This is a genomic window from Rhizobium sp. BT03, assembly GCF_030053155.1.
In the GTDB taxonomy this organism is placed as follows: domain Bacteria; phylum Pseudomonadota; class Alphaproteobacteria; order Rhizobiales; family Rhizobiaceae; genus Rhizobium.
On sequence record NZ_CP125643.1, the window covers coordinates 32,571 to 46,317 of the forward strand.

A 13,747-nucleotide genomic window follows, 5' to 3' on the forward strand; every position below is an offset into this window, starting at 1 on the left:
GTCGTCAAGGTGCTTTAGGGGCGGCGGCGCGTGAAGACGATGTTGGCGGCGGCACTGCCTCAGCGTATTCAGGAACATTTTCGACGAGGCAATGCGCATCACGTGTCACCTTGCCTGTTGCGCTGCTCTTTTGGCCCCGTACTTGCGGCGCCGGGTCTCAAGGCTTCCGGGCGGTCATTTGCGAGATTCATCCCGTACGAGTGACAGGACAGGCGAATTGGCGCGTTGTAGGTCAGTGTGAACATGAACGACCAATAAGGCTCTGAGGGCAACGGGCTACTGAGCGACAGTCTAGATGAGACCCCTTGCTTGTCGCGCTGCAAGGGGGCTCATGACCAATCCTGATGAGCTTCGGCGCTTGCATATCTGAGCTGTCCCGACACGCGATGCCCTTCTACCAGCGCATTGTTGGATATCAGATGTGCATGCAAGGGGGCAGTGAAGCTCTGCTACTTTTACGGAGAAAGCCGTTCTGTCAGGTGGACGCGAGGCGAGTCTTGAATGTCGTGGAATAATAGGGTCGTCTGGTCGGAGGGCTTGTTCCTCCGCCCGCAGCATTTTCAGCAGGCCGATCGTCACGTCGAACAGCTGGTGCGCAGCAGGACGGCGGTTTTGCATGGGTACGGGTGGGGTATCAGCGAGCTGCGGCTCAATCGAGAGCTGCTTGGTCTCGGTAAGATCGCCATCGAAGCGGCTCGCGGCGTCTTGGAGGACGGGATGCCCTTCAGTATTCCTGACGAAGCCAACCAGCCAACTCCCTACGACGTTCCGCCGGATTTTCGAGATTCGCTTATTCACTTGGCGGTACCGTTTTATCAACCCGGCGCTCTTGAAACCGACGCGCAAGCGGGAATTGACGTACCTATCCGCTTCGCAGTCTCCACTGAGGATGTTGTCGACACCAACGCTGGCGAGCGAGGCAGCGCCTCCATCGACGTAGCGAGGCTGGATTTTCGACTGCTGCCGGACGCGGCAGACCGGTCTGGCTACACTTGCATCCCAATCGCCCGTATCATAGAGGTCCGGGCCGACCGACAGATCATTCTGGACGAAACGCACGTGCCGCCAACCCCCGACTGCGCCAGCTCCCGGGTCCTCTCGAACTACATCACTGAGATCACCGGCCTGCTTCACCATCGTGGTGAAGCTCTGGCCACTCGGGTCTCCCAGTCGGGAACGAACCGGGTTGCAGAGCTCGCGGACTTCCTTCTGCTGCAGGCGATCAATCGGTACGAGCCGTACTTCTGCCACCTGTCCAAGGCCGCCGTTGTAAATCCGGAATCGCTGTATGTTCTCATGCTCCAGTTGGCGGGTGAACTAGCCACGTTCGCCCGCGTCGATAAACGTGCCCCGACCCTTGGTGTTTACAAGCACGACTCTCTCGCGGAGGCGTTTTTGCCAGTGATACAGTCGATCCGGGCTTCGCTGGGTGCAGTGATTGAGCAGACTGCGGTCCCCGTACCGCTGCAGCGGCAAAAATACGGTGTCCATGTGGCTGAGGTGGCCGACCGCTCTCTCTTTACGACCTCGAGCTTCGTGCTGGCTGCTCGGGCTGATATTGAGGTCGAGCGCCTCCGGCGCGAGTTCCCGTCTCAGATTAAGATCGGCCCGGCGGAGAAAATCACGGAACTCGTCAATGTCGCACTGCCCGGCATTATCATCAATCCCCTACCGGTCGCGCCGCGTCAGATCCCCTTCCATGTTGGATTCAGCTATTTCGAGATCGATCAAAATAGCCGCTTCTGGAAGGATATGCCCCAATCCGCCGGCTTGGCGCTGCACGTTGCTGGCGACTTCCCAAATCTCGAAATGGCTCTCTGGGCCATCCGAGCCGGACAGAACCCACATTTGAGTTAGCCCACCAATGCCCCTCACGCTACGTGTACACAGCAATAGATGTAGTTTTCCGGAATATCTCGTGCCGGGCGACGCGGCTGGTGGACTGACTACCAGCCGAGCAGGCAACAGCCTGGTTCTGCCGGATGATCAGCAGATGGTCTCGAAATCCCACTGCTCAATCGAGTGCATGGCACGGCGATACGTACTGATCGACCGAGGCCGCGACGACACATGTCAAAATGACGAGGCGGTGCCGCTTCCGTCAGAGGCGCCGGTCGCCCGGAAAACCAGCGATGTTATTCAGATCGGCGCCTATATGACCGATGTCGTCGCGGTGTCGCCTTCGATATCCATTGCGGAGAGTGCCGCCGAACCGGAGGGACAACTTGCAGCGACAAGTGAGGAGTTGAGTCTTCTTGGCCCCCTCGAAACGGCCTCGTCGCTCCTGGCGGGCAATTGCACCCGGGGTGAAGAAGCGCTGCTGGACCTGAGGGACGGCGAGTTCCTACCATTGCCGTTCTTAGGCACTCGTTTAGACGCGCTGGCGGGCATGATGAGAAGTCCGTGGGATATCTACGCAGACAGTGTGCCAGATCGGGCCCCCATCTTGACGCAACCCAAGGTGGAGCAATCATCTCGCCAAGAATCATCGAGCGGCGGTCACGGCTTTCCTTGCCGCCTGCGGCTTATCATTGGCAGATGTCCGGAATGCCGGCATCGTAAGCGTGCTGGATCGTGCAGGGAAAATGCTTCTGTATTCCGCCGCGCTGCACAGCATACTCTCCGAGCGAGAGCTGGCGAACAATTATTCAGAAATAAGAGTTCCGACGAAAAAACCCTGAGTCTCGTTCCCGATGTCGGCGAGGCGTTGCGCGCAGTTCTGTGCAATGACTCCAGCGGGTCCCTCCGCGGAGACCTGGCCGTTGAGCAAGCCTTCACCGACCGTGGGACGCATGACGTGTCATTCGCGGTTGTGCAGAAGGCTCTGTCCAGCGTCCGTGCACGCTTGTCCCTAGCAGGGATCGAGAAGGCGATGGGGCGGCCCCGTTCCCTTTTGCACCGCAACCATAAGGCGCGAAACCGGAGTGCGTACGTGCGCGTCTTCAATGACGTCGTATCGAGCATCGAAACCGATTTGCTCCGGAGCTTCGGCGCCGACTTCGCGCGCCCAGTGCGAGAGCGTAGTCGACCCGCCCGCCGATCCCACGATGAGAGCGTCCGCTCCGAAGGGAAGTGGGCGGGTTGATGGTGGTGATTGAGGAAACGATGCCAAAATCCCAGCCACTCGTCCTCCTTCACGCCGAGGAGCAGTTGGCTGTCCCTTCGCCGTCATCGCCAGTGGCGGACGAACTTACCTGGGAGATGCTTGCGCTCGACCGACTTAATCCACTGGTCGCGGCCGCGGCGGCGCTGCTGGGTCTCAGCGCTCAGCTCAAGAGCAGTGCTAGCCATATCGACGTTGAAGCACTGCGCCTTAGGGTGCTGCGGGAGATCGATGCTTTTGAGCGTCGGATCACGCCGCTCGGATTGCCCTCGCGAGCGATCAAGGTCTGCAAATACGCCCTCTGCGCGACCATCGATGACATCGTTCTGAACACAGCCTGGGGCAGCAACAGCGTCTGGACGACGCGCAGCTTGGTGGGATCGCTGTTCAGCGATACCTGGGGCGGCGAGCGCTTCTTCGATCTGCTGACGCAATTGAAAAATGAACCGGCCATCAATATAGAACTGCTGGAGCTGCTCTACTACTGCATGAGGTTGGGCTTCGAAGGCCGCTACCGCGTCACTGCGGGAGGAGCCGCAGAGCTCAGTGTGCTGTGCGAAGACGTCTACCGCCTGATCCGAGCAGCCCGTGGTGACTTCGAGCGCGAACTATCCCCGCACTGGCGGAGGAACTCAAATAATCCGAAGCCACGCCGCACAATCGTTCCAATCTGGGCCGTCGTAGCGTTTGGGGCAGGATTACTCCTCTCGATCTATACCGGACTCCTGCATGCATTAAATGCCCGCGCCGACGCTGTCTTCAACGATATCGCGACATTGCCGCCGAACGGCGTTGTCAGATCGGCGAGAATCGCATTGCCACCAAAGGTTGTTATGAGCAGCGACCGACTGCGTAACTTCCTCGAGCCCGAAATCCGCGAAGGGCTTGTCACTGTGTCCGAGGACCCACAGCAGATCGTCGTTATCATTCGCGCCTCCGGGATGTTCGATTCTGCTAGTCCGGAAGTGAAGAAAATGTTCCTGCCGCTTCTTTTACGAATTGGTCGTTCTCTGAACGGTGAGTCGGGATCGGTCCTCCTGACCGGGCACACCGACGCCATTCCGGTGCAATCACTCGCCTTCCCTTCAAACGATTCCCTTTCGCTCGCGCGTGCGAGCGCAGCTGCCGAGATTATCAAATCCATGATGGATGACCCAGGCCGCGTGCGAGAAGAGGGCAGAGGGAGCGGAGAACCGGTCGCTTCGAACCACACGCCCGAGGGCCGCGCGCGGAACCGTCGGATTCAAATCATCATCACAAAGACACAATGAAGACAAGCCATGCAGTCAATCAAGAAAGCGCTTAGGTGGCAATGGCTCCGTGTCGGCGGGGCGGCGATCGTATGTGCCTTAATCTTCACGCTCGGACCGCATATCTCGGTCGGAGGATTTGCGCCGCTTGACAGCCTTCGCAGCCAGATCGCGGCATCGATGCTGATTCCGGTCGGATACACCGTGATCTACTTGATCCAGTCCCAGCTTTACAAGGTTCAGGCCTATTTTGAAGACCTCGTCCAATCACGAGTGTCGGGAGCGCTGGACGCGGGTGGGGCCGAGCAGAAGAAGGGAGACCCAAGGCCTTCCGACCGAAGTGTGGGGCAAGCCAGCACGCTTGCTGAAAGAGAGCTGGAGGCGATTCGTCATCGTTTCCGCGAGACCCTTACCACACTCAAGGGGCGCCGCTACGCAGGAGGTATCAGCAGGCGGTGGCTCTATCAGCGGCCCTGGTATGTGATGATCGGTCCGCCCAACTCGGGGAAGACCACAGCAATAGTCAATTCCGGGCTCAGCTTTCCGATGGCGGCGAGGTCCGGTCTGAGAGCCGCCGGTGGGTTAGCGGGTACGGAAAACTGCGACTGGTGGATCACCGATGACGCGGTGTTCGTCGACACTGCTGGGCGCTACACGGTACAGGAGGGTGATGCAGACCGGGACAAAGCGGTTTGGCGTGGCTTGCTTCGTATGCTCAGACGCTCCCGGCCACGGCAGCCGCTGAACGGTGTCTTAGTCACGATCGCAATCAGCGAGCTGAATTCTACATCCGAGGAAGTGCTCGCCGATCGCGCGCGCTGTATCCGTGAGCGGCTCCTCGAAGTGTACAGGGAGCTTCGCCTGCAACTGCCGATTTATGTGCTTTTCACTAAGAGCGATCTGCTGGCGGGATTTGTTGAATTCTTCGACGATCTGGGTCGCGAGGGGCGGGAGGCGGTGTGGGGGTTCACCTTTGCGCAAGAGGCGTCGGAGGACGAAGGCGATCCGATGGCGTTTGCCGCAGCATACGATGCGCTTGTTGGCCGCCTAAACGAAAGGCTGCTTGAACGAATGCAGCACGAAAGCAACCTCCAGCGTCGTGCGCTCATGTTCGGCTTCCCACAGCAGGTCGCTAGCCTCAAGCACCTGACGCAACAGTTCTTGAAGGAAGCCTTTGGCGGGAATTCGTTCCAGGAACCGCTTATGCTCCGCGGCGTCTACTTCTTAAGCGGCACGCAAATTGGCATGCCCTTCGATCGAGTTGCGAACGCCAGATCTCAGACCTTCGAGATCGCTCAGCCGCCCTGTACAGCGCTTCGTGGCCCGGGCCGTAATTATTTCATCAGCCGGCTGCTGCGCGAAGTCGTTTTCGCCGAAGCTGGGCTCGTCGATGCCAATCACCGCTTCGATCGGCGCCAGCGGCGGATCCGGTATGGCGCCTACACGATGATAGCGGCGGTCATTGTTACCGCCAGCGTCTTATGGACGTTCAGCTATATTCGGAATGTTCAGCTGATCGAGAGCGTTCGCCTAATGGCTGGCAGCTATGCCAGAGGGGCTGAAAAGCTGAAGCTCGACCGGGTTGAGAGTGGCGATCTTCGACCCATCCTGCCACTGCTTCAGCGGCTGCGTGATGCCAACGGCGACAGCGCGGGCGGCCGCCTATCAAGTTCGGGTCTCGACCAGAGTAAGAAAATCAAGGTTCAGACGCTCGCGGCGTACCGCCGCGCCGTGAACACCATCCTGCTGCCGCGGCTGATGTTCCGGTTGGAAACCTTATTGGTCGAGCGGCACGACGATGATCAGTTCGTCTACCAGGCGTTAAAGGTTTACCTGATGCTGGGTCAGCAGGGTCCGCTCCAGCGCGCGGTCGTCAAAAACTGGATGGCTGCCGACTGGCGAGTGATGTTTCCGGCCGAAGCCGATGCCGGCCTGCGCAGCGCGCTCGCTGATCACCTGGATGCACTCATGGAAGGGCCGCTGCCCCATAGTGAGCTTAATGGCGAACTGATCGAGAGGAGCCGCGCGAAGCTCCAGACCGTCTCGATGGCGCGCCGCGTCCTCGACATCATCGCGACCAGTCCCGAAGCCTCGCGGGCGCCAACCTGGCGTCTGGCCGACCATGCCGGGCCGCTGGCGCAGGGCGTCCTGGCTCGCAAATCGGGACAGCCGCTCAGCGAGGGGGTTCCTGGCATCTACACGAGGGCGGGGTTTTACGGAACCTTCCTGCGATTGCTGCCGCAAGTGGCTGACGCTGTCGCTGCAGAAGGCTGGGTTCTCGACTCACAGGTAGTCGCGCCGATTGCAGCCGGTGATGTGAGCCAGAAGCTGCGGCGTTCGGCGGCGGATCTCTACGCTCAGGAGTTCGCGTTGCGCTGGGACCAGCTCATTGGCGATATGTCCATCCGCCCGTCTGGGGGTATCGATGACGCGCTGCGCACCTTGAACACGCTGTCCGCGCCGACGTCACCAATGCGCCTGTTCCTTTTCGCGGCGGCGCAGGAGCTAAAGCTCAAGCAACCACCGGCTCCCGAGGACGGCTTGACGAAAGGTGACAGTGTCCCCCAGGGCGAGGTGTTGCCAAGCGAGCTCGAGGCACTGTTCCGGTCTCAACCGGCCGCGGACACGCCTGAAGCTCACGTCCAGCTCTATATGGGCGATCATTTCCGGTGGCTGCACCAGCTGGTCGAAGTGCCGTCGAACAGCCAAGCGGGCGCGCAGGCGCCGATCGACAGTGCTCTCCGGGATCTCGGCGAACTGTATCGCTCCCTCAGCCAGGCGCAGGGGCTGGCGGGTTCGAACATCTTGGAACACAACGGGCAGGCGGGCGTCGCCATCCAACAGATCGAGGCGGGGGCGGCCGATCTGCCCGAACCCATCCGGCAATGGATCCTCGGCCTCAGCCGCCACAGCTCGGACCTAACCGTCAGCGGTATGAGGCGCGGGTTGGCGAGCGGTTGGGCGGGCGGCCCCGGCGATTTGTGCCGACGGGCTACCGAAGGACGGTATCCCTTCGCGAGCGGATCCCGCCGGGATATCCCTTTGAGCGATTTCGCCCGGCTGTTCGGCCGCAAGGCGGAGATCGACACTTTCTTCGCCGAGAACCTTTCCCCATTCGTCGACAAATCCAAAGGTTCGTGGCAGTTTCGGCCAACGAGCGGTGTCGATTTCCCTATCGGCCGCAATACCTTGGCCCAGTTCCAACGGGCAGCCACGATCCGCGACACCATGTTCGATGATGCCGGCCAGGTGTCAGTTGGATTCCTGCTCACCGTCGCCGAGACCGATCCGTTGACAGACCAGGTGGTGGTAGACATCGACGGCCAGCGCCTCGAACATCGACGAGGAACGGCCGCCGCGGCCATGCATTTCCATTGGCCTACGGCCGGCGGCGTCGGCGGCGCTTCCGTCGCTTTCATCGGTTTTCAAGGCGCCACCCTCTCCAAGAGCGGCCATTGGGCGCTGTTTCGCCTCTTAAATGAGGCGGATAAGCAGCCATTGGGAGGAGGGGACCTTATTCAGGTACGACTGGTGTCCGGTCGCCATTGGGCGGTTTTTAACCTCCAGCCTGACAGCGTGATGAGCCCGTTGTCCCGCAATCTGCTGTCAGAATTCCGATGTCCAGATTTCTTATGAACGCCGGGATAGCATCCGACTGGCGCTGGGAAAGCCCTATGGGGTCACGAGACGCCCACGCAGGTCTGCGGCGGGAGAGGTCGGCATGTCGGTTGCCGGCCGGATCGGAGGCGGTCACGGCTGCGACTGGCGGCGATCGTCGCTTGATCTCGGCGCGCCGCTTTCCCGCTCGACTAGACCGCTGGAGAGCGCGGTCACCTCCATCAGGCAGATCTTCGGGAAGTTGGGTGATCAGATCCTGTCCCACCCTATCAACCGACGTACACTGATCTAGAACAGGAAACTGGAGAGATATAATGGCCGGAATGAAGCACAATAGGACAAGAGCGAAGAAATTTCTGCAGTTGATCGACCAGACGAAGAACAGAGCGGATTTGGAGTTCTGCTTTGCGGTCGGCACGGTTGGCGATCTGCGGAAGCCTGCTGTCCTGGTGAGTAAGAAAAAGCTCAATGGATTGGCACAAACTTTGAAAAACATGCCTTTTGAAGATGATGAGGATAGTAGTAAGGAGAACTTTTCGCTTCTGCGGAGAGGCACGGGCAGGATGAACGAAAACGGCGTTATCCTCGTCAAGTTGGCTGATGGTGGAAAGGCCGGGTTCCCGCAGGTCCAAAAGGTGATGAAGAAGTATTTCGTGAACTTCCGCATGAGGTTGCCTGACATGCAGGAAGCAGGAATCTTAACTGAAGAAGACATTCAGCAGTTTGAGATGAACGCCGAGGAGAACTCCCAATTTCTTCCACCCGACGACTCTGAAGAATTCAATCGGCCGATGACGGCGCTCGATAGCGCGGAAGGGAACTCTGCAGGGAGTGTTGAAGAAACTGAAGAGAGAAGCAAGCGTGAAGGCGGGGCTGAGCTCCTGGAGCAGCTTCTCCCGGAAGTGAAGGAGGGCATTGCCGCCGCGGCCGCGACCATTTCCAATCACGCAGTAAGTCTCAGCGCGCAAATTGGCGCGGGACAGACCGCAGAGTTGTCCCATCTGACCACGAAGATCGCGGATTGGCTGCAACGTGTGCTGGCTGCGACGCCTCCGGAAGAGCAGGAGGCAACGCTGCACAACTTCGCCGGCCGACTTCTGTTGATGCTGGCCTATCCTGAGAATCTGCGAAATCTTCAATATGTGGATGACATGCCCGATGGGGCGGGGCAGGGCGAGACAAACGGCGACCGCCGCGAAGAGGTCGTGGTGAATGGGATCGATCTGAACAGAGTTCCAACGGGCGCTCTCGATCAAGACGAGGTAGTAGAGTCCTTGTTCCGTCTGATCAAGGCAAAGGCTCAGGAGCGACAGCTTTCTTATCCGCTAGAGAACGCGAATTCTGAGAGGATTGCGAAGATAGTGTCGTCGCAATGGCCGAAGGAACTAGGCGATGCAGCCCGTAGGCGCGCGGTTGTGGAGCGTCTGATCGCAGCGGTGGTCCCGCGGCTCGGTAACGATGATCAACTTCTGGTCCTTCTTGGCATCGCAGACCAGCCCGAAAGGACCAAATCCATCGAGAACTCGGTCGAAAGTATCATAGCTATATGGCAGGCTCATCTCGACACTGCCTTGACGCTGCGGGATGAGGTAAAGAGCAAGATCAACCAGATGGTCGATGTGGAAGCCCGCGGCGGAACGTGGAGGTATGTCGACGACATCTTCCTGCAGTTCGGAGGAGAGCTTTCAGATCAGCTCTCCGCCATCACCGAACGCAACGGTGAGGCACTGTCGAGCGCGACCGAGCGTGTCCGAACCACAGTCCAGAAGAAGCTCGATTATCTCAACGGCAGCGACATTGTAGCCATGCTTGACAATCCTCCAATCGACATCGGTCCGGGCACTATAGGGCAGACGCTGCGGGAAGGGCTCGCGGCCATCACCGATGGACTGAAGCGCATCGAAACCTCGCGCGCCGCGCCCGCCGCGTAATAATCGCCTGTCTCGATGCCGGCCGACCCACCGGAAGGCCGGGCGAGCAGGCCATCAACGGCCTCATCAGCGACGGAAGGAGTTCCGCCGCTCAGGTGGGTCAGCGAAGCGGTGAAGGAGCGGCGCACCAACAGAGGCTCTTCTTCATCGGCTGCCGCTTCAACGACCAGATGCTGCGCACCTACGCCCGACGGATCATGACGCGATCCAACGCACCACGTTTTGCGGTGCTGGATGCGGCAGCGCCGACCAACAACCAACGCCGTTTCCTTGCAGCAAGCCCGATCACGCTTATCGACGTGCCGACTGGCGAAGCTGCGGCTAGGTTTATCGGCTGAAAACCAGAGTAGAGAAGGAGTGTTGCGGGTACGACGATACACGAGGATTTCGGAGGTCGGTCGTCGGCACCGACGTCGGAGGCGGATTTGCCGTAAACGTTGATCATCACGGCCGCTGTTTGAAAGTGCCGCTCGCCTTGCTATGAATCCACCCATTCCTTTTTGCACGCATTCCATCCACAAAAACGATTTTACTGCTCAAAACGATTGCCCTTAGAAAACGCTGAAGAGCGCTGTGTAGATTATGTGGAGTTCTAAAAAAATGGGTCCTCAGGTGCGGAGACGATGCTGGAAATTCGACCTGGAGCCCTCTGTCAGTTGCCTGGCCTCGATTGTTATCTTACGCTGGTCGTGATCGGGCAGAATCTTCACCGTTGCTTCTCCCGTTTCAGTGCTGATAGGGCTCTCACAAGAAGCACTGTTCCCTGGTCGACTAACCTGTGAGTGCATCTCCCACAATCACTAGAAGCCAGAGCAGGCGCGCTCGCAGCCGCGAGGACTTGGTCTGCGCCTTTTGCAGGGCCACCAAACCTCGTGATGTTTTCTTGCGGCTGTCGGGCCGAAATATGAAGGATTGAGTGATGTGGATAGGTTAGGCAGTTCTGCTGCAAGCGCTTCGGCCCGGGTTTCTGTGCGGCGTCGCAACAATGATCAAGAAGGTTGCGCAGGATCGGTTGTCGGCAATGTCGCCGCGCCGGTCACTAATGGTATCGGCTTCGACCCCGTGAGCTCTAGCTGCACTGTCAAGCGCCACCCTATGAAACTACGAAGGCCGGTGGCCAGGCCAGAGCGACCTACCTTCCGAAACGAACTGGAGAGCAACATGCTGTGTCTAGGGCTCAGTGGCGGTCTAAGCAAAGATTACGAAAATTCGTCCGATCTACCGAGCACCTTTATGCACGATGGGGCTGCGGTTCCCGTTCGCGACGGGCGAGTGATAGCGGCGGTCGAGGAGGAGCGCCTTAACCGGATCAAGCACTCCAACAAGTTACCAATGCGTTCGATTCAATATTGCCTCGCATCTGCAGGTGTTCACCTGAGCGACATCGACCGCATCGCGTATTATGCGACCGAGGCCTATTGCAACGCTGTGCTCGAGCGCGTGCGCCTCTTTCACCCAAGCACCCCAGCATCGGATCCGAGACTGTTGCAACGGGCTCGGGGAAGTCGACACGGGCGCTATATTCCTGTGGGACACCCCGATGTTCCATGTGATCGCCATCGTCACACAGATCTGGCCGCCCCTTGGACGCGTGATGGCACAATGCCATGAGGTTGTCACCCGCGCTCCACCGCCGAGATGAACTCGAAAACGTTGGACCCGGAATTGATTGTTGAGGAATGAACGTCATGAAACGCTATGTAGAAAAAGAGGTGACGGATCAACTCGCTTATAGGCGAAAGATGTTGCAAGATTGGAGAGGAGAGCGCCTCACTGGACACCAGATAAACTTGGCATCAATAGACCTCAACCTCCTGGTCGCGCTCGAGGCTCTGCTCGAATACCGGAACGTGACGCACGCGGGCCAGCACATCGGGCGGAGTCAACCGGCGATGAGCCGGGCACTGGGAAGGCTGCGCGGCATGTTCAATGATGACCTGCTGGTGCGGTCTTCAACGGGTTTGATCCCAACGCCGCAAGGCGAACACTTGGCTCAAAGGCTGCCGTCGGCACTGCGTACGATCCGAGAGATGGTGACAAGCCGCAGCGTAATCTCAAAAGAATGGGGGAGGGGGGCAACGCTGGCGATCCCCGATCATCAAGCTTTGGCTGTACTACCGCGCCTCCTGCCGTGGTTACGCGAGCGTGCCCCTCATCTCGACACACTCGCCTGTTTGCCGTTTGATCGTGCCGTGCGGGGGCTTGAGCAAGGTGATATTGATTTGGCCGTTGGGCATATTGACGTGCAACTGCCTGGCTATTTTCGGCGCAGTCTCTATACAGACCGCTTCGCGTGTTTGTTGCGCCACGACCATCCCGCGCTGGCGCAGGAATGGACGATCGACAACTTCGCGACCTTGCGTCACGCTGCCATCAGTACGGACTCCCCCGACCATTTCGGCCCGATCTACGACCACTTGCCCAACCTGCGAGAGGATCGTAGTCCCATACTTTTTTCCAGCGTTCTCACGGCAGCGGTGGTGGCTTCGGGGACGGATTTGGTATTGCTCGTCCCGCGCCGCGTTGCGACCCAAGTTTCCGCGATGCTGCCGCTTAGGGTTGTTGATCCACCCCTCGAGCCGGCACCGTACAAGGTCATGCTCATCTGGCACGAGCGGTGCCATCACGACCCGCAGCATAAATGGCTGCGCAAGGAGGTCGCCGCAGCGTTGGAGACGGGAGCAGACTGACACAGAAGCGGTGATCGGGATGCTCCCGAAGCATCAAAGAGAGCAAACGGGGATTTTGCGCGGGGAGATGACCAAGAGCTCAGCGCTGCTGCGCCCGAGAGTGCCAGGCATGTTGGACGAATATCGAGACTTGGATGCCTATGTGCTCGCGGGGTCTGCTTGTATCCGGGCTTCTGCTGAGCTGCGGCTCGGCCCTGCAGTGGCGCGGATATCTTCGCGCCGGCTCTCGGATCGACCATTTTGATGGTGATCGTCAAGTGATCAACATTTATGTCAGCAGGCTCGCCGACACGGTCTGGCACTGCCGGACCGTTGGTTGAAAGACACAGCTTGATATCGGGGACCTCTGTGGCTCCGCGTGCAAATGTCGCCTTTGTCTTCTTCCGGTCATAACAGGCATCGCTTGGTCCGGCGATAAAGAGCACGGAAAGCTGAGGGACTTCATTGGCGACCGCAACGACCTTTCGCAGCGCCTGGTCAGGCGTAGGCCGGCTTTCGTTGGCGCAGTATTTACTATTGCAGTAGTTGCACTGGATATTGCAAGCTGGTGCGGCTACGACGTGCATGCGCGCGAAATAGTAGTGCGCTTTTTCTAAATAGCAGGAAAGGTCCGTGATTTTCTCCCAGACAGCCGGCTCGACGTGGTGCGGCTTTGCGGACGAACCGCACAATGACGCGGCGCAAGCAGTGGACTTCGCTGTGGCCAGCAGTTGGTTCATAGTTGTCGTGCTGGTCAGGTTCTTGAGCGAAATCATTGGTGGGGGCATTAAAGGCTCCGTTGCTGCTTAACGTCGCGGTTCAAGAAGCAAGGGCCATGCCAATGAAAATTGCGTTAGTTTTCAATTGGTTAGAGTTTTTTGTCCGGTTCCCTCCATTTGCGACCCGACATAGGGTTGTCAGGCATTCGACAATAGACCTACACCGGTAAAATGGCGGCTCGCCTCGAGTGCTTGAGTTGAGGAGGGCAGGTCGGGCCGCTCGACCACACCAGGCTTAGAACTTTCTTTCACCCCGATTTGATGCCCGCGGATGGCATAACCAGCCTAACGTGGGGTGACGCCGAGAGGCGAGCCGCCTGGCCCCAGATTTCTCCCTCGCGTCGATCAGCCGCTCCCGCTCGGTCAGACGAGCCCGATTGGGAGCCAGGCAGGATCG

General features: G+C 59.0%; 6 protein-coding genes and 3 pseudogenes. 8 read left to right on the plus strand and 1 reads right to left on the minus strand.

What is annotated here, in order from left to right; translation table 11 throughout:
- Positions 1-501 precede the first annotated feature (501 nt).
- From tssK to QMO80_RS27570, 8 genes and pseudogenes are all read left to right on the plus strand, one after another.
- Entirely contained in the window at positions 502-1,857 is a 1,356-nt protein-coding gene (tssK, locus tag QMO80_RS27535) for a type VI secretion system baseplate subunit TssK (protein WP_016737477.1), read from the plus strand.
- Positions 1,858-1,864: 7 nt separating this feature from the next.
- A complete protein-coding gene (locus QMO80_RS27540) occupies positions 1,865-3,085 on the plus strand; it encodes a type VI secretion system-associated FHA domain protein (RefSeq protein WP_185171510.1) in 1,221 nt (406 codons plus the stop codon).
- A complete protein-coding gene (icmH, locus tag QMO80_RS27545; RefSeq protein WP_008536065.1) occupies positions 3,085-4,374 on the plus strand; it encodes a type IVB secretion system protein IcmH/DotU in 1,290 nt (429 codons plus the stop codon). The genes QMO80_RS27540 and icmH overlap by 1 nt, the downstream gene beginning before the upstream one ends.
- A gap of 9 nt (positions 4,375-4,383) precedes the next feature.
- Positions 4,384-7,989 carry a type VI secretion system membrane subunit TssM gene (tssM, locus tag QMO80_RS27550; RefSeq protein ID WP_012489525.1) on the plus strand — a complete coding sequence of 1,202 codons (3,606 nt, stop codon included), beginning with the start codon at positions 4,384-4,386 and terminating at the stop codon, positions 7,987-7,989.
- A 296-nt stretch (positions 7,990-8,285) separates the two neighbouring features.
- On the plus strand, positions 8,286-9,902 hold the full coding sequence (locus QMO80_RS27555; RefSeq protein WP_012489526.1) for a hypothetical protein: 1,617 nt from the start codon (positions 8,286-8,288) through the stop codon (positions 9,900-9,902).
- Positions 9,903-10,045: 143 nt separating this feature from the next.
- Positions 10,046-10,240 (plus strand): annotated as a pseudogene (locus QMO80_RS27560) (hypothetical protein); the annotation flags it as partial.
- Positions 10,241-11,063: 823 nt separating this feature from the next.
- Positions 11,064-11,342, plus strand: a pseudogene (locus QMO80_RS27565) (carbamoyltransferase N-terminal domain-containing protein); the annotation flags it as partial.
- Between the two features lie 239 nt (positions 11,343-11,581).
- Positions 11,582-12,592, plus strand: coding sequence for a LysR substrate-binding domain-containing protein (locus tag QMO80_RS27570; RefSeq protein ID WP_012489527.1), 1,011 nt, complete (start codon positions 11,582-11,584; stop codon positions 12,590-12,592).
- A 209-nt stretch (positions 12,593-12,801) separates the two neighbouring features.
- On the opposite strand, the pseudogene QMO80_RS27575 reads toward QMO80_RS27570, so the two are convergent.
- Positions 12,802-13,359: pseudogene (locus tag QMO80_RS27575) on the minus strand (radical SAM protein); the annotation flags it as partial.
- Positions 13,360-13,747 lie beyond the last annotated feature (388 nt).

What these genes read in the sequence shown, in the direction of transcription:
- tssK (WP_016737477.1), top strand. Translation starts at nt 502, where the DNA reads ATGTCGTGGAATAATAGGGTCGTCTGGTCGGAGGGCTTGTTCCTCCGC.
- QMO80_RS27540 (WP_185171510.1), top strand. Translation starts at nt 1,865, where the DNA reads ATGCCCCTCACGCTACGTGTACACAGCAATAGATGTAGTTTTCCGGAA.
- icmH (WP_008536065.1), top strand. Translation starts at nt 3,085, where the DNA reads ATGGTGGTGATTGAGGAAACGATGCCAAAATCCCAGCCACTCGTCCTC.
- tssM (WP_012489525.1), top strand. Translation starts at nt 4,384, where the DNA reads ATGCAGTCAATCAAGAAAGCGCTTAGGTGGCAATGGCTCCGTGTCGGC.
- QMO80_RS27555 (WP_012489526.1), top strand. Translation starts at nt 8,286, where the DNA reads ATGGCCGGAATGAAGCACAATAGGACAAGAGCGAAGAAATTTCTGCAG.
- QMO80_RS27570 (WP_012489527.1), top strand. Translation starts at nt 11,582, where the DNA reads ATGAACGTCATGAAACGCTATGTAGAAAAAGAGGTGACGGATCAACTC.